Genomic DNA, 18,615 nt, shown 5'->3' with positions numbered 1-18,615 from the left:
TCGTCATGTCGATCGACCGCGCGGACATCGCGACCATTGACAACGTGAGCACCGAATGGCTGAGTGCCGCGCTGGACCTGCCGGTGTCGGAGTTCGAGACCGAGCGCATCGGCACCGGGCAGATGAGCGAGTGCTACCGCATCGGACTGGGCTACGCCGCCGATGCGACGGGGCCGTCGTCGGTGGTCCTCAAGATCGCGGCGTCCGACCCTGTCAGTCGCCAAACCGGCGCGGCGCTGGGCCTTTACGAGCGCGAGGTCAGGTTCTACGCAGACATTGCCCCGAGGATTGATGGTCCGATCGCGCCCTGCTACCACGCGTCGTTCGACTCCGAGGCGGGCACGTTCGCGCTTCTCCTCGGCGACGCCGGGCCAGCGGAGGTGGGCGACGAGATCGAGGGCACCTCCGTGGACCGGGCGCGACTGGCTGTCTCTGAGTTGGGCCGCCTGCACGGGCCGGTAATCGGGGATCCGGCATTGGCAGGCGCGGATTGGCTCAACCGCGAATCGCCCATCAGCCAGGGGCTGCTGAGTCAGCTGTACGCCGGCTTCCTGGAGCGCTACGAGGGTCTCATCAGCCCGCGGCATCGCACGGTGTGCGACAAGCTGGTGGGCAGCTTCGACGGATACCTGACGGCCAACACGGCTACCGGCCATCTCCTGGGGTTGGTTCACGGCGACTATCGGTTGGACAACATGCTGTTCGGCACCGCGGCGGCGGACCGGCCGCTGACTGTCGTCGATTGGCAGACAGCCACGTGGGGGCCGGCGACGACGGATCTGGCCTACTTCATGGGTTGCGCGCTGCCGGTGGCGTTGCGCCGAGCGCACTGCGAGGAACTGACGACGCTCTATCACGAGGCTCTTGGCCCGGCGACGCCGCTGACGTTGGACGACGTCCGCGACGGGGTGCGGAATCAGAGCTTTTTCGGTGTGATGATGGCGATCGTGTCGCCGATGCTGGTGGCGCGCACCGAGCGCGGCGACGAGATGTTCATGACGATGATCGAACGCCACTGCGAGCAGGTGCTCGATCTCGACGCTCTCACACTTCTGCCGGAACCCGCTGCGGCGCAACCTCTCCAGCCGGATGGCAACGACGAATATGCCCACACCCCGGGTGTGGAGGCGATGTGGAACGAAAGCTGGTACTGCGACTTCGTCGACGACGCTCAGCGCATCGGCGGCTACGTCCGGCTCGGGTTGACGCCCAACGAGGGCGTCGCCTGGTTCACCGCGTTGTTATGCGGTCCCGATCAACCAACCGTCGCGGTGCTCGATTTCCAAGCGCCGCTTGATGATCCGTTTGTCCTGCGGAAGAGCAATCTTGACTTCACTCACGAAATTGCGCAACCGTTGCAGACATATCGCGTGCGCCTGAAAGGAACCGGCGAAAGGCACGACGATCCGTCAGCGCTGCTACGGGGAATGCCCGGCCAGCCCGTGGACGTGAGCATGGAACTCGAGTGGTCTACCGCAGGTACACCGTATCAGTACCGTCTGACGCCGCGCTACGAAATCCCTTGCACCGTAACCGGATCCGTCAGCGTGGACGGCCGGGTGACGACGTTCGACGCGGTGCCTGGCCAACGTGACCACTCGTGGGGTGTGCGCGACTGGTGGGGCATGGAGTGGGTGTGGAGTGCCCTGCACCTCGGCGACGGCACTCACCTGCACGCGGTCGACATCCGGATCCCGGGCGCGCCGCCGATCGGGGTCGGGTACATCCAGACCCCGGGTGCCCCGCTGGTCGAGCTTGAAGCAGTCGACGCGCGGGCATCGTTCGCGGACAACGGGTTACCGGTGTCAACCGAGATCACCCTCAATCCGGGTGGTCTCTCGGCGACCGCCGAAATTCTTGGACACGCGCCACTGAGGCTCGCCGCGCCCGACGGCAGGGTGTCCTGGTTCGCACGGTCATGGGCGTCGGTCCGCACATCCGACGGTCGCGATGGCGTCGGATGGATCGAGTGGAACCGCAACGGTCAGTGACAAAGGCGCAGCGCTACCTCACCTTCGCCGCTGCCATCCTGGTCACCGGCGTCGTCAGCGGATTCGCCGGCGGCTTCACCACGGTGGTCGTCAAGGCCATCGAGCACCTCGCCTACGGCTACGAACAGGGTCCGCTGCTCGCGGGTGTGCAGCACGCCTCCATCCCGCGACGGCTGCTTGGCCCGGCCATCGGCTGCACGCTCGCAGGTCTGGGCTGGTGGCTCTTGCGCGCGAGAGCCACGGTGCCGAACCTGACCAACCAGATCCGCTCGGGCCGTCCCTTCGAGCACGGACCGATGGGAATCGACGCGCTGCTGCAAGTGCTGGCAGTCGGTTCCGGCGCGTCGCTCGGCCGCGAGCAAGCGCCGAGGTTGTTCGCGGCGTCGTTCACGGAGCTGTGGATCCGTTACGGATCGATCCCACCGCGCTACCGGCAGATCCTGCTCGCCAGCGCGGCCGGCGCGGGGTTGGCGGCCGTCTACAACGTGCCGGCTGCGGGCGTGCTGTTCGCGTTGGGGATCATCTTGCGCAGCTGGCAGCCCGTCGCCGTTCTCGTCGCTGTGGCGACGTCGTGCATCGCCACGGTGACAGTCTGGCCGCTCACCCACGGGGCGCCGACATTTGTTTGGCCCGAAACACATTTCACGCAGAAAGCATTCATCTTCGCGTTCACCGTGATGCCGCTGGCGGTGATCATCGGCACCGCGTTCAACGGCCTAATGGCCATAGCGAAAACGAAGGCGCCGGCGACCTCCTGGATGATCATCCCTTCGATTGGCCTGGCCGGACTGGCCACCGGCACGGCCTCGATCTGGATGCCCCAAATGCCCGGCAACGGCCGCAGCATCGTGCTGGAAAGCCTTTCCGGCGGCGACACCCTGATCGGCGTCGCGATCGTCGTGCTGCTGAAGCCCACACTGACCGCTCTGTTCCTGCGGGCCGGCGCAGTCGGCGGCATGCTCACGCCGGCGTTGTCCACCGGCGTGGCGATGGGCGCTTTCGTCGCGTTGGCGGTGCAGCACATGGGTGGACAGGCCAGCGTGCCGACGTTGGCGCTCATCGGGGGCGCGGCGGTTCTCGGCATTACGCAGAATGCGCCGGTGTTCGCGGCGATCTTCACGGCTGAGCTGACGCATCCGCCGCTTGAAGTCTGGCTCTTCCTGCTCTTCGCGGCGGTCGGTGCGCACGTCCTGCGTATAGCGATCACCCGCCGCCGCGCAGGACACAAGGTGCCGGCGGAGCACTGAACGGCGAAGTCCTAGATCACGTCAAGCCCGCGCTGTCCTCGTCGAGGTCGTTGCGGCTCAGGCCCATTGGCGTCATGGCGGGAATGTCGCCCCCGGCGATCACCAACCTCGTGATCGGCGACAGCGCCCGGAACAGCGCCTCCACTTCGTCGTCGCCGAGGGGGTCGAGCACCGACAGGGCCAACTGGTCAGTGCGCGATTCGATGCGGTTCTTGAGCGCCTCTCCCTCGGCCGTCAATGCTCCGTCAGCGTTCAGCAGCCCCCGCTCTGCCAGGGCTGCGCAGTGGGCCTGCCACGCGGCGTCGTCGTAGTCGCGAGCACGCATCATGTACTCGCGCGGCACCTTTCCGGCAGCCGAATGCAAAACGTTGCACTCACGCCCCGTGATGCCCTCCGCAACCATTACCGCGACGTGGGCGTCGCCTCGGTGCTCGCGGAGCAGTGTGGCGGAATGCCATAGGACCGCGACTGGATCATCCGGCCACCGAAGCGCTCGATTCGCCGCAAACAGTGGACGTCCGTCGACGTCCACGGATCGAACGGCTCGGCCGGCCAATTCCCCTGCGGCCCTCACATTCTCGTCATCCGTCACCCCGTAACGGCGGAGCGCGGCAACCGCGGAGTCTTCGCGGGCGCGCAGGGCCAAGTCGGGTCCGGCCACCGCCCACGCGCCCGTCAGCGCCTTGGCTACCCGCTCGGGGGCGAAGTTGTAGAACGTCGCCGTGACCACGCCGTGCGGCACCATGCCCAAGGGCGCAGACCGCGCCGCGAAATAGCCCATCCAGAACCCGCGGTAGCCGAGGCCGTCGAGAGCCGCGCGCGCCTCAGGCGCGAAATAGGTCACCGCATGGACCGGCTCGAAGCGGTGAAAAAATCGTCTTGCGAGTTCGGGAGTCCGGGGCACGATCCAGAGTTAACCTCAGCATGCATATCCGCATACGAACCGGGTAGGGACAGGCATGCGACCGATAGTCGTCATGGGGGTGTCCGGATCGGGGAAGTCGACGGTGGGCGCTGCGCTGGCTCAGCGGTTGCGTGTCCCGTTCGCTGACGCGGACGATTTCCATCCCGAGGCCAACGTCGAGAAGATGACGGCGGGCATTGCGCTCAACGACGACGACCGGTACCCGTGGCTGGAGATCATCGGCGACTGGCTGGCAGACCACGTGGACAGCGGCGGCGTGATGAGCTGCTCGGCACTCAAGCGCAAGTACCGCGACCAGCTTCGAAAACATTGTCCTACAACAGAATTCGTTCACCTCAGTGGCTCACCGGAGGTCATCGCCAAACGCCAGGCGAGTCGGCCCGGCCATTTCATGCCCGCGTCGCTGTTGGCGTCGCAGTTCGCCACGCTCGAACCGCTCGAGCCTGACGAGGGCGGAATCACGCTCGATGTCGACCACGACATCGATTCGGTCGTCGCGAGCTATCTGGAGCGCAAGCAAGAGGAGGAACGGTCATGACGCCGGTATTGCTGGCTGCAGATCCACACCCGCCGATCGCTCCGGGGTGGCAGCTGATCCTCGCCGCGGTAGTGGGCATCGCCGTGATCGTCGTGTTGATCACCGTCGCCAAGCTGCACCCGTTTCTCGCGCTGATCTTCGGCTCGATCACGGTCGGCAGCGTCGCAGGGGAGATTCCCACCAAAGTGCTGAAATCGTTCAGCACCGAATTCGGCAACACCGCAGCCAATGTCGGAATCCTGATCGCGCTCGGCGCGATGTTCGCCAAGCTGCTGGCCGACTCGGGGGGAGCCGACAGGATCGTCGACACGATCGTCGGCCGCGCCTCTCCGCGAGCGCTGCCGTGGGCAATGGCGCTGGTCGGCGCGATCATCGGGCTGCCGATGTTCTTCGAGATCGGCCTGGTGTTGTTGATGCCCGTGATCTACCTCGTCGCGCGGCGGTCGCAGCAGTCCTTGATCACCATCGGAATACCTGCCCTCGCAGGGCTGTCCGCGATGCACGGTCTTGTGCCCCCGCACCCAGGGCCGCTGGCCGCGATCCAGAACCTGAACGCCGATCTCGGTCTGACACTCGGGCTGGGCGTCGCGGTGGCGATTCCGACTGTCATCGTCGCTGGGCCGTTGTTCGGCAAGCTGGCCGGCCGGTGGGTGGTGGTGGGTGTTCCGGAGACGTTCGCAGAAGTGGAACAGGATGAGCCGGACGCCGGACGACACCAGCCGTCGTTCGGCATCACGCTGTTCACGGTGTTGCTCCCGGTGATGTTGATGCTGGCGAAGGCGCTCGTCGACATTGTGATCACGGACAAGAACCAGCCGGTGCGCAAGCTTTTCGACGTCTTCGGCGACTACACCCCGCTCATCGCGCTGCTCGTCGCCGTCGTGGTGGCGATGTTCACGTTCGGCGTGGGAGTCGGAATGTCCCGCAGCGAGATCGCCAAGACTGTCGAGTCCGGCCTTCCGCCGGTGGCCGGCATCATCCTGATCGTTGCCGCCGGGGGCGGATTTAAGGGGGTGCTCGTCGACAGCGGCATCGGCACCATGCTCGCGGATTGGGCCAAGGGCGCCCATGTGTCGGTGGTGCTGCTGGCCTGGGTGATCGCGGTGCTGATCCGGCTCGCCACGGGGTCCGCCACAGTCGCGACCGTCACGGCGTCGGGCCTGATGCACGAACTCGTCGGCGGGATGAGCCCGGTGCAGGTGGCACTGGTGGTGCTCGCCGTCGGCTCGGGTTCGCTGTTCTTCTCACACGTCAACGACGCGGGGTTCTGGTTGGTGAACCAGTATTTCGGGATGACGGTCGGTCAGACGATCAAGACGTGGTCGGTGATGGAGACCTTGCTGTCCGTCTTCGGGTTCGTGCTGGTGTTTCTGCTCAGCTTGTTGCTGTAGGTCGTCAGGCCAGCTGCTCGTCGAGGCGCTTGCGCGCCTTCTTCGCCGCTTTGTCGGCGCGCTTCCTGGCTTTCTTGGCCCTCTTCTCGCTTTCCTTGCGCGCGGTCTCGGCCCAGTCGGCGCTGCGGTCGCGCGCGGTCTCTGCCAAGTCCGCACCGCGTTCACGAGCCAGCTCGGCGAAATCGGCGCCGCGTTCGCGTGCCGTCTCTGCCCAGTCCGCGCCGCGCTCGCGCGCCAGTTCGGCGAAGTCGGCGCCGCGATCGCGTGCGAGCTCGGCGAGTTCAGCGCCTCGTTCCAGCGCGGCGTCCAGCAGCGGTGACACCCTCTCGCCTGCCACCTCCGCGAACTCGCGGCCACGCTCGCCGACCGTCTCGAGCAGATTGCCGCTGGAAGACGCTGCGCCGGGAAGCACCCCAGCGACAGCTTCAGATGCGCGTCGCGCAGCCCGCCGTCCGCGCCAGCCCAGCGATGGCCTTCCTTCCGTGTCGGCTGAGGCGATGATCAAGCCGCCGATCAGGCTCAGGTCGGTCATGAACTCGCGCCTCTGCTGCGATTTGCGCGCCGAGTCGGTTTCGGTCCAGAACAGGTGTCCGCCAAGGCTGCCCGGCACCACGGTGAGAGCCAGTGCGGCTGACGCGAGGCGGGGCATCTTTCCGGCTGCCAGCAACAGGCCGCCGCCGATCTGCACGCCTGCCGTCACACGAGCCAGCGTCGCAGGATCTTCGGGGATCTTGGAGGCCGCGGCCTCGGGCAGCTTCTGCAACCCCTCCGCGGTCGCGCGGGCTGTCTCGGCGGCCTCCGCCGGACGCCGCAACGAGTCGATGCCGTTTGAGATGAATACCGCGGACAGAAGTGGACGCGCGATCCTTCGAACTAGCATGTCTCCGAATGCCCCTCACGGTCGGTTCGCAAACCCGGACTCAGTGCTGGCCGGGACTGTTGTCGTCGTTGAGCCGAAATCCCATCGGCAGCGCGATCCACAAGGCGAACATCGCGACCGCGGTGCACGCGCCCACGATCCAGCCCACGTGTGTCCCCGATACCGCGCTGAATACTACGACGGTGACGCCCACCAGCGCGAGGCCGAGCAGGCCGACACCCGCGATCGCACACCGATGCGTCACCGACACCAGAGTCACCAGGCGCCGTTGACGGAACAGCACCCGATGCATCGCGACGGGAGCGACGAGTAGCAACGTCGCCGCTATCGAACACGCCACGGTGGCGAGGTACACGTATTTCATGGTGTCGTCGAGCACGCCGAATCGCTGCTGGAAGGGCAACGTCAGCAGGAATCCCGTGACCAGCTGGGCTCCTGTCTGCGTCACCCGCAATTCCTGCAGCAGGCTGTTCCAGTTGCGGTCCAGGCGCTCGGTTTCACTCTCGTGACGCTCGCCTTCATCCCACCGCTGGTCACGATCGGGATGGTCGGCATCCATGCCTGCGGGGTTACCCGTAACGCAACAGGACAATGCCCGACGGAAAGGACTTTGGTTCGTCGAGCAGCCGCAGATTCGGACGGGCGGCGGGGAAGAGGGGTCGGCCCCTGCCCTGGACCGCCGGATAGACGAACATCCGGAACTCGTCGACGATGTCGGCAGCGATCAGCGTGTGGGCGAGGCTGATGCTGCCCGTCAGCACGATGTCCCTGCCGTCCTGCTCCTTGAGCGCATTGACGTGCGGCACCGGGTCACCGCGCAGCACAGTCGTGTTCGCCCAGCCGGGATCGTCAAGGGTTGACGACACAACGTATTTCGCGACCTTGTTCAGGTAGTCGGTGATGCCGGTGGCGTCATCGGTCTGGGCCGGCCAGTAGCCGCGGAAGTCCTCGAAGGTTTGCCTGCCCAGGAGCAAAGCATCGGACTCGGCGTCTTGTCGATGGCTTTCCTCGAGCAGGGCGTCATCCTGTTGTTGGGGATTGAACCAGTCGTCGAGCATCTCGACCGAGCCGTCGAGTGTCACGTTCTGTGTGATGACGAGTTTGCGCATGGTGAGCCTCCTTAGAGGTACCGACCGGTCGTTCGGGCCAGATTCATCGCGCCTAAGGGCGATCCTTGTGCCCGCCGACACCGGGGCTGCGGCGCTTCTCCCGTTCCACCCACTCCAGGGCCTCCGTGACCGCCCCGACCGCCGTCCACGGTGGCGTCGTCGTTGTCGTGTTCAGTCACCGGCCCCACATACCCCGTACGTCCGCGAAATGAACTACCGCATGAGGTGGTCGGTCGGCCGAATGACCGGTGAATGAAGTGTGACGAACATCAAACGCAGAACGTGACACAGGTCATTGTTCTCAGCCGCCAGGTAAAGGCACCTTTATCGCGTCGACCCGCGAAGCAGCATGGGGAACCTCATGGCCACACAATCGAATGACCTGGCCTTTGCCTACGACCTGACCCTTGACGAGGTGCGTCGGAGGTCAGCGGTACTCGAGGCGATCGGTGATGACTGGGACCCGATCAGGGCGTTGGCCGACGAGGAGCGGGCGTGGGAGATGCTCTACTCCGATCTTGACGACGACCAGCAGCGGATCTACGACAAGCTCGTCGCTGCAGGAGTGCTGCCGGATCGGACGGTGAATCGCCGATGAGCGCTCGCGCGAAGAGGAAATAGCGTGTTACCGATTGATCCCCAGGCAGACAGGGGCAGGCGCGCGTGGCTGCCATGCCCGCGGTGCGATCACGGCTCCCGGTGCGGGGAGTGCGCGAGCCCGCGCAACTGCAGCGATCACTGGCAGTATCTGCTGGGCAACCAGGCCTGGTTGGCGCATCTGCAGTGCCCGGGATGCGGCCACGTCTGGACCGTTGACACCAGGTGGCGCACTTCAGGTCGCAGAGAGGTCGCTTGACGCTTTAATTGAGGGCATGAAACTCAGTGATGCTCTCGATGCCATCTCGACCAACGGACAACCCGCCAAGGTGTATAGCCAGCCCTACCAAACCGCTGACGGCGCAACGATAATCACGGTATCCAAGGTCCGCGCAAAGCTGGTGGCCGGCGAGGAGGTCGAACTGCGCGCCAAGCCGGTCGGCGTGTTCGTCGTCCGTGGTGACAAGTCCAAGTGGGAGCCCGCGGTCGACGCGACACCGATCGCGTTGATCGGCGTCATCACCGGTCTCGTGGCCGCAACGCTCGGGACGCTGGCGATGGTTCGTCGACCACCGTGGCCGGACATCAAGATCGACAATGCGTCATCTACCCGCGAAGCGCTTTCGCGGCTGGCGTCGCTTCGGAACCGATCGTCGTAGTCGCCTTCGCGCGCGCGAGGGAGAGGCGCTCGAAGCACAGGTAGGCGACTCCTGTGCGGGCCCGCACGACGGCGAGCCACACCAGCGCTGCCGCCAGAGGGATCCCGATCCACCAGCCGAGCAGGTGGATCAGGATGCTCGCGACGATCGCGGAGCCCAGTGATCCGACGAAGACGAGGCCGAGGATCGAGGCGACGATCATTCCCGCGCCGACCGTGTTGTCAAGTCTCGCAAGGCGATATCCCTCTTTGAGCCACGCGGACATGATCCACAACAGCGCGATGACGATCACCGACATGCCGGCCAACGTCAGCGCAACCGGTGACGTCAGCCAATGACCCGCGCGCGACGCCGCGTCGCCAAACGTCGGGTTCGACGGCCACGACTCGAACTCGGCCCGATCCGCCGAGAAGAACCGCTGGTAGCCGCGTCCGTCCCAGCCGTGCACCAGGATGAAGAACATGCCGAAGTAACCAAGCGCCACCTGAAGGAACGCGGCATATCGGCGGCCGGACCGGATGAGCTTGGCCGTGACCCAGTACCCCAGAATGCCCTGGCTGACATTCGTGAAGGCGAACAGCGTCACCAGCCACGCAGGCAGCGACGCGTGGCTGTGAGCCACCTGCATTGTCTCCCAATCGGGGAACGCCCAGAGCAGATATGCGCCGCTGGGGGCGAACATCAGCGCGCAATACAGCACGGCCACAGTGACATACGGTGAGGACACGTATCGCTGCCAACCGGTCGCCGGTGTGAGCCGGTCCTTCCCGAGCGCGATCTGATGCGTTGCGGCTGCGGCGAATCCCGCGCCGATCCCGTACGCCCAGAAGACGTCTACTTCAACCATCTTCAACCTCCGGTTGTCGTCGCTGTTGTAAGTCCGCGCACCACCGTGCGCGCAGTGAACCGCACGGTCTCGTCCCAGGTGTTGGGCAGCAGTCGGTGGCGCGAGCTGGTGAAGTGGTCCGCGAGACCAGTGACCGTCGACCACAGCGAGGCGAGCGCCAGATCGGTGTCGGCAACGCCGGCGCGCGTCAGGATCGCCCGCACCTCGGCGAGTAACCGGGCAGACGACTCGGCAAGGCGTTCCCGCGTTGGATGGTCCACGTGCGACCGTCGGCCGACCACGCTCAAAATGTCGAGGTCCTTGCCGAACTCGCTGTACACCTCGCGATATTGCGTGGCGACTGCGACGAAGATCTCTTCGAGGTCGATTGTCGACGAGAGTTGCGCCGTCAGGTCGGTGAGCATCCGGTCGAGACGCTCGGCGTACAGCGCCGCGAACAATGCTTCCTTGGTGGGGAAGTAGGTATACACGGTGCCCAGCCCGACGTCGGCCCGCCGCGCGACATCCCGCATCTGCAGCGCCGCGAAGCCGCGTTCGCGTAGCAGCGTCCTGGCGGCGTGCGCGATGTCGTTGCGGCGGCTGGCGCGGTCGCCCCACTTCGTTGCCATTGACGATCCAATCTGAACCGTGTTCGGAAATGAACAACGTTCATATTGACCGCGTCGGGTGGCGGGCGTCAACCCCGCCGCATGACCGGCGGCTCGCCCGCCGCAGACTCGCGGTTCGCGAAACTGAATCTCCTGCGCTGCTGATCGGCGTGTCGTCGCACGGATTTCAGATTCGCGGGCAGAGGGGGAGCGGCGGCGGGGAGAGCCGCGGGAGCGGCGGCGGAGAATGCATCGGCAGGCCCTAGCGCAGGGATAATATGTATGCCAACATATATATTGTGGCGGGTCCTCGAGAACGCATGATTCGATCTGCGGCGCTGCTCATCCGGGAACGCGGCGCGCACGCGACGGCGATATCCGACGTGCTCCAGCACAGCCACGCGCCGCGCGGATCGGCATATCACCACTTTCCCGGCGGCCGGGCCCAACTCATCGGTGAAGCAGTCGACTTCGCGGGGGAATACGTCGCTGCGCGCATCTCCGGGGGAGCCAGCGCGATCGACGTGCTCGATACGCTCATCGCCTCCTACCGCCAGCAGCTGCTCGAGAGCGACTTCCGGGCGGGATGTCCGGTGGTCGCAGTGGCGGTCGAAGCGGGGGAGCCGGACGCTTCGGCAGCGACGGCCACGCTGATCGAGCGCACCGCCGCGGCATTCGCCCGCTGGAATGATTTGATCGCGCTCCGTTTGATGGCCGAAGGCAATTCTCTTGGCCGCTCGGAGGAGCTCGCGATGCTGATGACCACCTCGATCGAGGGGGCGATCATCGTGGCCCGGGCGTCACGTGACGTCAAACCTCTCGATCTGATTCACCGACAGCTGCGTGCCTTGCTGCACAAAGAGACCCCCGAAAGAAAGATCGACAATGAGCGCTGAGTGGAAGTCCACGGCATGCATCTTGTGCGAGTGCAATTGCGGGATCGTCGTCCAACTCGACGGACGCAGGCTGGCGAAGATCCGCGGCGATAAGGACCACCCGGCGTCGCAGGGGTATACGTGCAATAAGGCTTTGCGCCTCGACCACTACCAGAACAACCGCGCCCGCCTGACATCTCCGATGCGACGGCGTGAGGACGGCAGCTACGAGGAGATCGACTGGGACACGGCGATCGCCGAGATCGCCGAGCGCTTCCTGGCGATCCGCGATACGTACGGCGGCGACAAGATCTTCTATTACGGCGGCGGCGGGCAGGGAAATCATCTCGGCGGCGCGTACAGCGGCGCATTCCTGAAAGCACTTGGCTCCCGGTACCGGTCGAATGCGTTGGCGCAGGAAAAAACAGGCGAACACTGGGTCGACCGGCATCTGTACGGCGGCCACACCCGAGGCGAATTCGAGCACGCTGAGGTGTCGGTGTTCGTGGGCAAGAACCCCTGGATGTCACAAAGCTTTCCGCGTGCCCGCGTGGTCCTCAACGAGATCGCCAAGGATCCCGATCGCGCGATGATCGTCATCGACCCTGTGGTCACCGACACCGCGAAGATGGCCGACTTCCACCTGCGGGTGCGTCCGGGTACCGACGCGTGGTGTCTTGCCGCGATGGCCGCGGTGCTCGTGCAGGAAAACCTCTGCAACGAAGGCTTTTTAGCTGACCACGTGAACGGCACGGAAGCAGTCCGCGAGGTTCTGCGAGAGGTGCCCGTCGGGGACTACGCGCAGCGGTGCGGGGCCGACGAGGAGCTAATTCGCGCCGCGGTGCGCAGGATCGCGCAGGCCGACAGTGTGGCTGTGTTCGAGGACCTCGGCATTCAGCAGGCGCCCAACAGCACTCTCTGCTCGTACCTGAACAAGCTGCTGTGGATCTTGACCGGGAGCTTCGCGAAACGGGGAGGCCAGCACCTGCATTCGTACTTCGCCCCGCTGTTCGGGCTGGGCGGCGTGGGGCGCACGCCGGTCACCGGCGCCCCGGTGATCGCCGGCCTGGTCCCGTCGAACGTGGTGCCCGAGGAAATCCTGACGGACCACCCCGACCGTTTTCGCGCGATGATCGTCGAGAGCAGCAACCCGGCTCATTCGGTCGCTGACTCCGAAGCATGCCGGGCCGCATTCGAATCCCTGGAACTGCTGGTGGTCATCGACGTCGCGATGACCGAGACCGCCCGGCTGGCACACTACGTGTTGCCTGCCGCGAGCCAGTACGAAAAACCGGAGGCGACGTTCTTCAATCTTGAGTTCCCGCACAACAACTTTCACCTGCGCCATGCACTGCTGGAACCGCTGCCGGGCACGCTAGCCGAGCCCGAGATCTGGGCCCGGTTGATGCGCGCCATCGACGTCGTCGACAACACGGAACTGCGGCCGCTGCGCGAGGCGGCCAAAGAGGGTCTGACGGCATACGCGCAGGCGTTCCTGCAGGCGGTCAGCGCCAACCCGGGGCTGAACAAAGTGCTGCCGTTCGTGTTGTACGACACGCTGGGGCCGACGCTGCCCGACGGTCTGGCCGGCGCAGCGGCGCTGTGGGGGCTTGCCCAGAAGACGGCGTTCAGCTATCCAGACGCGGTGCGCCGTGCGGGCCACGTCGACGGCAACGCGTTGTTCGAGGCGATCCTTCACGGCCGCTCGGGTGTGACGTTCACGGTGCACGAGTACGAGGACGACTTCGCGCTCATTACCCACGACGACCACAAGATCGTGCTCGATATGCCCGAAATGCTCACTGAGACAAGAGCATTGCGTGACGCGCAGCCGGGGCTCACGACACCCGAATATCCGATCGTCTTGTCGGCCGGGGAACGACGCGCGTACACCGCCAACGACATTTTCCGCGACCCGTCGTGGCGCAAGCGTGACGGCGGTGGCGCGCTGCGCGTCAGCGTGGAGGATGCAGCGGAACTGGGTCTCGCCGAAGGCGGGCGTGCTCGCATCACCACCGCCGCCGGAAGCGCCGAGGTACGTGTCGAGGTCAGCGAGACAATGCTGCCGGGACACGCGGCGCTGCCCAACGGCTTTGGGCTCGACTTCGTCGATGCCGACGGCGACACGCACGTTCCCGGGGTGGCGCCGAACGCGCTGACGTCATCGCAGTGGCGCGACGCGTATGCGGGCACGCCGTGGCACAAGCACGTGCCCGCGCGCATCGAGGCCGTCGCCGTCTAGTGCGCTGACGTGTTCTCCGCCAGGAAGTCTCGCAACAAGCCGGTGACGGTGTCGGATGCTTCAAGCGTGCTCGTGTGCCCGCAGTCGGGCAGGGTCGCAAGGCGCGCACCGGGTATGAGCTCGGCGATGCGCTGTGCCTTGGCCAGCGGAGTGGCGGCGTCGTCGACGCCGACCAGGACCAGCGTCGGCGCCTGAATGCGGCCGATCTCGTCCTCAACGGGCTTGCGCTCCGCAACGGCTATCACCGCCTTTCTGATCCCGGAGCGCGGACTGCGTGCCAGCCGCCTCTCCCATTCCTCGATCAGCGGCTTTCGTGACGCGTCGGCAAGGAACGTCGGTCCGAACATGATCGGGCGCACGGCTTTTCGCAGCGGCGTGATGCCGGTCAGTCGGTAGATCCAACCGAGCAGCTTGTAGCGCGAGACGTTGTCGGGGTCTTCGGGACCGGCGCTGGTGTCGAGCAGGGACAGGGACCGGATCAACTCGGGGCGGCGCGCGGCGATGCGCTGTCCGACGAAGCCGCCCATCGACAGCCCCACATAGTGAACAGGCGCGATGCCGAGGGACTCGATGAGCGCGACGGCGTCGTCGGCCAGCGTGTCCATGTCATATCCGTCCTGGGTTGCCGCGCTCTCTCCTTGGCCACGCCAATCGATTGCCACGCAACGGTATTCGGTTTGCAGCTCCGCGATCTGCGGATGGAACATCCAGCCGCTGAACAGCAGGCCGTGGCCGAAGAACACGGTCGCAGCGTCAGCGCGGCCTGCCGGCGCCCCAGTATCCAAATAGTGGATGACAGCTCCGTTGCGGCTGAATGTGGGCATCGCGGTGTCAGGCGATGTCCGCGACGAACACTCCGGTGCTGCGCGCAAGGCGCCGGGCGATCCACGGCAGGCTCGGATCGTCAGTGCCGGCGGGTAACACGCGCGGGTTCGTCAGGTGCACGTCGCGCCGGAAGAGATGCGCGTCCGCTTCGCCGGCGGCGAGGATGTTCTTGACCCAGTTGGTTTTGCCGTGAGCGAGCCCAACGGCGAGCACGTCACCTTTGCGGAACGCATTCACCACGGTTTCGTACTGCGCGCCCGACGTGCGTCCACGGTGCTTGATGGTCGCGAACCCGGGCAGATACTTGGCGACCGGGCGAATCATCGGGTTGATGTATTTGATCTGAAATCGCTCGACCGCGGGCGGGAACACCATCGGCACGCCCGGCGCGTTGTTCGGATGATCTTTCGCGGACATAACCGTCACTGTAGCGGCGGGTATTCGGTCAGCACGAACATGTCGTGCAACCGCAGACCACGGCCGCCCAGCTTCGCGGCCGCGCGGCTGATGCTGGCTGGCAAGACGGCGATCCCACGGGCCAGCTGAATCAACACCCACAGATCGAACTTCGTGGCAGGGACGAGTTTCTTTGCCGCGGTGATCGCGAAGTCGCGGCTGCGCAGGACGTAGTCTCCCAGCTTCTGCTCGTACGCCGCGTAGGCGACGGCGTACTCCGGCGCGTGCGTTGCGAGCTCGCCGGCCAGGGTATAGGCGCCGACCACCGCCAAGCTGGTGCTCCCGCCGACCGCGGGGCCGGGACAATACCCGGCGTCGCCGACTAGCGTGACCCGGCCGCGAGACCAAGTGTCGAGACGAAGTTGAGTGACCGAGTCGAAGTAGAAGGCCGGGGTGTCGTCAAGTTGAGCGAGCAACTGCGGGATCTCCCAGCCCATGTCGGCGAAGTGCTCCTTGAGGAGTTGCTTCTGGCGCGCGACGTCACGGTGGTGATATTCCATCGGCTCCGGCGTACCCAACAGGAACACCGCGCGGGCGTCATCGGTCCCGGCGGCGCTGTACGCGCCGGCCATCCGCCCGACCTTGGCGCTGACATGCATGACGCCCTTGGGGTCCAGGAAGTCGGCCACCGAGAACACCGAGATGTAGGCGCCGATCCACGTCGTGAAGTCATCTTCCGGGCCGAAAATCAGCTGGCGGACGCTGGAGTGCAGACCATCAGCGCCGACGATGACGTCGAACCGGCGAGGCGCGCCGCGTTCGAACGTGACGTCTCCGTCGTCGGAAATCGAGGTGATCGTGTCGTCGAAGATGTATTCGGCGTCGTCACGGGTGGCGTCGTAGAAAATCTCGCTCAAGTCGTCGCGCATGATCTCGACGTGGTCGTCGGAAACGGCCGTGTAGACCTTGCGCAGGTCGAGCATGACGGGCTTGTGGCCCTCGCGGTGGATGACGATCGCGTCGGTGCCGGTGGTTTTTGCACGGACCGCGTCCAGCACCCCCATCTTCGTCACGACGTGCATTGCGGGCCTGAATAGATCGACAGCGTGACCGCCCGTCTTGCGCAGCGTGGGCGAGCGCTCCACGACGGTGACCTCGAAGCCGGCCTTGCTGAGCCAATAGGCGAGCGCCGGCCCGGCGATGCTGGCACCCGAGATCAGGACGCGCAGGCTCACGCCGTGATCCTGCCAGTGCGTTACTTGCCTCACCAGGCCTACGTTGAGACGGTGACAACGGTCTATGCGACGCACCCGCGATACGCCGAGCACGACTACCCGGGACATCCCGAGAACGCACAGCGCATCCGAGCGGTGTGGCAAGGGCTCGATGAGAGCGGTCTGACGGCGCGGATGCAACGCCTCGAGGTGCAGCCGGCCGATAGCGAGTCCGTCCTCGCCGTGCACACACCGGAATACCTGGAGGTTCTGCGCCGCGTGAGCGAGTCGGCGCGCGTGACTTTCTTGGATCCCGATACGTACGCGGGACCCGACGCGCTGGGCATCGCACTGCTGTCGGCCGGTGGGGTGGTCGGCGTCGTCGATGCGGTGGTCAGTGGATCGGCCGAGAACGGCCTGGCGGCGGTGCGCCCGCCGGGCCATCACGCCGTGCGCGACCGCGCGATGGGTTTCTGCCTGCTGGGAAACATCGCTATTGCAGCGCGATTCGCGCAGCGGCAGTACGGAATTGAGCGCGTCATGATCGTCGACTACGACGTGCACCACGGCAACGGCACCGAAGCGATGTTCTATGACGACCCATCGGTGCTGTACGTCTCGACGCACCAGTACCCGTTCTATCCGGCGACCGGAGCTGCACGCGACGTCGGCACGGGTCAGGGCGATGGCTACACCGTCAACGTGCCATTGCCGGCGGGGTGCGGAGACGTCAACTACGCCAAGGTGTTTGGGGAGGTCGTCTGGAAGGCGGCGGAACGTTTTGCGCCGCAACTCATTCTCGTGTCGGTCGGCTTCGATGCGTACTGGGCGGACCCGCTTGCGGAAATGCAGCTGACGCTGGCCGGCTATTCGCGTCTCGCTGATGAGGTAGTCCGGATGGCGCAGCAGTTGTGCGACGGGCGGGTCGTGTTCGTGCTCGAAGGGGGTTACGACCTCGACGCGCTGCGGCACGGGGTGAGCAACATCGCGCGGGTGCTCTTAGGCGAGCCCACAGTGGACGCGCTCAGTGTCCCGGCGGCTCTGCCACGCGAACCGGATGTCGTCGATCTGGTGACGGCGATCAAGGCCATTCATCGGCTGTAGCGGAACTGAGTCAAGGCATAGCCGGCACATGGCTGGCTCTCAGCTCGCGAGGTTTGACTTGCACTATGGACGATGTGCAGATCTCGTGCCCGCCAACCGATGGTGGCGTCGTGTTGATCACTCACGCCGGCTCGGATGCCGGTTACCGGCTTGCCCGCGAGCTGCTGCGCCGTGGCCGCCGCGTGGCAGTGACAAGTGAGCACGGCACTGAGCTGACGCGAATCCTTCACGGCTACAGCGGTAATCAGGTATTCGCCGTCGCGGCGGTCGCCGACGATCAGCGCCAGTACGCGCAGGTACTGCGGCGGGTACGCGGTCGGTTCGGACACGTCGACTCCGTGGTTGACGCCGAGACGGGCTTGGTCACCCACGCAGGTTTCATGAACCGCTCACCGGCACCGGTTCGCCCTGTGCCCGCGTCGGTGACTGCCGACGAATCTGAGAGCCCCGGATTATCGCGGAGACCACGGCGAGCGCGGTCAGCACCAGCATCGGCGCGGTGATTCCGGTCCAGGGGCGGATGGCCACCAGAAGAACCGGCAGACCGAAGCCCAGGTAGGTAATCGCGTAGAACACGCCCGTGAGGGCGCCGCGCAGCCTTGTCGGCGTGAGCGTCTCGATGTCGATGAGACCTTGGCGCAGGCACAATCCGTAAGCGACGCCGAGCATTCCGGCGACGAGAAGGAACACCGCCAGCGACGGGGTGGCGCCGGCGATCGCGACGACACCGAAGCCCGCCGCGGCGGTCAGTGCGCCCGTGACGCCAGACCACGGTCCCCAGTCACCTCGTCGGGCTGCCATCTGAATAGTGATGCCCGCAGTCAGGGTGACCCCGGCGGCAACGCTGGGAATCCACGGCCCGTCGAAGCGATACTGCATCCGTTCGGCCATTGTCACCATTGCGACGGTCGCGCACGAGAAGACCCACAACGCCATCGGCAGCGCCGTACGCAGGGCAGCTGTGACGCTCCTACCGTCATCGCCGGTTTCGGCGGAAACGGCCTCGCATCGCTTGGTAGGCGCTGGCGTTCGTGCGAACACGACGCCGACGAGCACCGACGCCGCCGACAGCGCGACGGTGACGGCGAACGGCACGAACGTCGCCGACTCGGCGAACTGGCCGAGCAGTCCCGAAACGATTGGGCCGCAGCCGAACCCGACGCTCAAAGCGACACCGGCGAGCACCGA

Annotated in this window: 20 protein-coding genes; 9 read left to right on the top strand and 11 right to left on the bottom strand. The window is 65.7% G+C overall.

The genetic code is table 11. The features are described from left to right. Nucleotides 1–5: 5 nt before the first annotated feature. Both QOH60_RS03790 and QOH60_RS03785 read left to right on the top strand, forming a co-directional pair. Entirely contained in the window at nt 6–1,991 is a 1,986-nt protein-coding gene (locus QOH60_RS03790) for a DUF7064 domain-containing protein (protein WP_526417246.1), read from the top strand. Continuing rightward, complete coding sequence (locus QOH60_RS03785) at nt 1,970–3,238, top strand: chloride channel protein (RefSeq protein WP_526417244.1); 1,269 nt, start codon at nt 1,970–1,972, stop codon at nt 3,236–3,238. Before QOH60_RS03790 ends, QOH60_RS03785 begins: the two co-directional genes overlap by 22 nt. Nucleotides 3,239–3,254: 16 nt before the next feature. Here QOH60_RS03785 and QOH60_RS03780 read toward each other — a convergent pair whose 3' ends face one another. Further along, nucleotides 3,255–4,142, bottom strand: a complete 888-nt coding sequence (locus QOH60_RS03780) for an SCO6745 family protein (protein ID WP_526417242.1) — start codon at nt 4,140–4,142, stop codon at nt 3,255–3,257. Between the two features lie 55 nt (nt 4,143–4,197). Between QOH60_RS03780 and QOH60_RS03775 the strand changes: the two genes are divergently transcribed. Further along, nucleotides 4,198–4,701, top strand: a complete 504-nt coding sequence (locus QOH60_RS03775) for a gluconokinase (RefSeq protein WP_526417240.1) — start codon at nt 4,198–4,200, stop codon at nt 4,699–4,701. After that, nucleotides 4,698–6,092 (top strand): GntP family permease, encoded by a 1,395-nt coding sequence (locus QOH60_RS03770; RefSeq protein WP_526417238.1) that lies wholly within the window; start codon nt 4,698–4,700, stop codon nt 6,090–6,092. Before QOH60_RS03775 ends, QOH60_RS03770 begins: the two co-directional genes overlap by 4 nt. Nucleotides 6,093–6,096: 4 nt before the next feature. Here the strand turns inward: QOH60_RS03770 and QOH60_RS03765 are convergent, their stop codons facing one another. Genes QOH60_RS03765 through QOH60_RS03755 form a run of 3 tightly spaced genes read right to left on the bottom strand, consistent with a single transcriptional unit; the run spans nt 6,097 to nt 8,081 of the window. Further along, nucleotides 6,097–6,972 (bottom strand): DoxX family membrane protein, encoded by an 876-nt coding sequence (locus tag QOH60_RS03765; RefSeq protein WP_526417236.1) that lies wholly within the window; start codon nt 6,970–6,972, stop codon nt 6,097–6,099. Nucleotides 6,973–7,012: 40 nt separating this feature from the next. Next, nucleotides 7,013–7,531, bottom strand: a complete 519-nt coding sequence (locus tag QOH60_RS03760; protein ID WP_526417234.1) for a DUF6328 family protein — start codon at nt 7,529–7,531, stop codon at nt 7,013–7,015. 10 nt (nt 7,532–7,541) lie between these two features. Next, nucleotides 7,542–8,081 carry a dihydrofolate reductase family protein gene (locus QOH60_RS03755; RefSeq protein WP_526417232.1) on the bottom strand — a complete coding sequence of 180 codons (540 nt, stop codon included), beginning with the start codon at nt 8,079–8,081 and terminating at the stop codon, nt 7,542–7,544. 361 nt (nt 8,082–8,442) lie between these two features. On the opposite strand from QOH60_RS03755, the gene QOH60_RS03750 reads away from it, so the two are divergent. After that, nucleotides 8,443–8,679 (top strand): DUF6400 family protein, encoded by a 237-nt coding sequence (locus tag QOH60_RS03750; protein WP_526417230.1) that lies wholly within the window; start codon nt 8,443–8,445, stop codon nt 8,677–8,679. 274 nt (nt 8,680–8,953) lie between these two features. Continuing rightward, nucleotides 8,954–9,337: a hypothetical protein gene (locus tag QOH60_RS03745; protein ID WP_526417228.1), complete on the top strand. Its 384-nt coding sequence runs from the start codon at nt 8,954–8,956 to the stop codon at nt 9,335–9,337. On the opposite strand, the gene QOH60_RS03740 is transcribed toward QOH60_RS03745, so the two are convergent. Both QOH60_RS03740 and QOH60_RS03735 read right to left on the bottom strand, forming a co-directional pair. Continuing rightward, a complete protein-coding gene (locus tag QOH60_RS03740) occupies nt 9,285–10,184 on the bottom strand; it encodes a hypothetical protein (protein WP_526417226.1) in 900 nt (299 codons plus the stop codon). The two genes, QOH60_RS03745 and QOH60_RS03740, sit on opposite strands and share 53 nt — an antisense overlap. 2 nt (nt 10,185–10,186) lie before the next feature. Next, complete coding sequence (locus QOH60_RS03735; RefSeq protein WP_526417224.1) at nt 10,187–10,792, bottom strand: TetR/AcrR family transcriptional regulator; 606 nt, start codon at nt 10,790–10,792, stop codon at nt 10,187–10,189. 257 nt (nt 10,793–11,049) lie between these two features. Here QOH60_RS03735 and QOH60_RS03730 point away from each other — a divergent pair, with 257 nt between their 5' ends. Both QOH60_RS03730 and QOH60_RS03725 read left to right on the top strand, forming a co-directional pair. Next, the gene (locus QOH60_RS03730) at nt 11,050–11,667 is read left to right on the top strand and encodes a TetR/AcrR family transcriptional regulator (protein WP_526417222.1); all 618 of its coding nucleotides are present in this window, start codon (nt 11,050–11,052) and stop codon (nt 11,665–11,667) included. After that, nucleotides 11,657–13,888, top strand: a complete 2,232-nt coding sequence (locus QOH60_RS03725) for a molybdopterin-dependent oxidoreductase (RefSeq protein WP_526417220.1) — start codon at nt 11,657–11,659, stop codon at nt 13,886–13,888. The genes QOH60_RS03730 and QOH60_RS03725 overlap by 11 nt, the downstream gene beginning before the upstream one ends. Here the strand turns inward: QOH60_RS03725 and QOH60_RS03720 are convergent. From QOH60_RS03720 to QOH60_RS03710, 3 genes are read right to left on the bottom strand one after another with little or no spacing between them, the layout of a single operon-like run. Continuing rightward, nucleotides 13,885–14,712: an alpha/beta fold hydrolase gene (locus tag QOH60_RS03720; RefSeq protein WP_526417218.1), complete on the bottom strand. Its 828-nt coding sequence runs from the start codon at nt 14,710–14,712 to the stop codon at nt 13,885–13,887. The two genes, QOH60_RS03725 and QOH60_RS03720, sit on opposite strands and share 4 nt — an antisense overlap. A 7-nt stretch (nt 14,713–14,719) precedes the next feature. Next, the gene (locus QOH60_RS03715; protein WP_526417216.1) at nt 14,720–15,130 is read right to left on the bottom strand and encodes a nitroreductase family deazaflavin-dependent oxidoreductase; all 411 of its coding nucleotides are present in this window, start codon (nt 15,128–15,130) and stop codon (nt 14,720–14,722) included. A 5-nt stretch (nt 15,131–15,135) separates the two neighbouring features. Then, on the bottom strand, nt 15,136–16,338 hold the full coding sequence (locus tag QOH60_RS03710) for an FAD-dependent oxidoreductase (RefSeq protein ID WP_526417284.1): 1,203 nt from the start codon (nt 16,336–16,338) through the stop codon (nt 15,136–15,138). Between the two features lie 57 nt (nt 16,339–16,395). On the opposite strand from QOH60_RS03710, the gene QOH60_RS03705 reads away from it, so the two are divergent. Beyond that, on the top strand, nt 16,396–17,427 hold the full coding sequence (locus QOH60_RS03705) for a histone deacetylase family protein (protein WP_526417213.1): 1,032 nt from the start codon (nt 16,396–16,398) through the stop codon (nt 17,425–17,427). On the opposite strand, the gene QOH60_RS03700 is transcribed toward QOH60_RS03705, so the two are convergent. Together QOH60_RS03700 and QOH60_RS03695 are read right to left on the bottom strand one after the other, a co-directional pair. Continuing rightward, a complete protein-coding gene (locus QOH60_RS03700; protein ID WP_526417211.1) occupies nt 17,415–17,798 on the bottom strand; it encodes a hypothetical protein in 384 nt (127 codons plus the stop codon). The two genes, QOH60_RS03705 and QOH60_RS03700, sit on opposite strands and share 13 nt — an antisense overlap. A 7-nt stretch (nt 17,799–17,805) precedes the next feature. After that, nucleotides 17,806–18,615: MFS transporter (locus QOH60_RS03695; RefSeq protein WP_526417209.1), on the bottom strand; the 810-nt coding region annotated here is incomplete at its 5' end.

This window comes from Mycobacterium sp. (assembly GCF_032159765.1).
Lineage (GTDB): Bacteria > Actinomycetota > Actinomycetes > Mycobacteriales > Mycobacteriaceae > Mycobacterium.
Note: the sequence above shows the minus strand (reverse complement) of the source record. Positions and strands in the feature narration are given on the sequence as shown.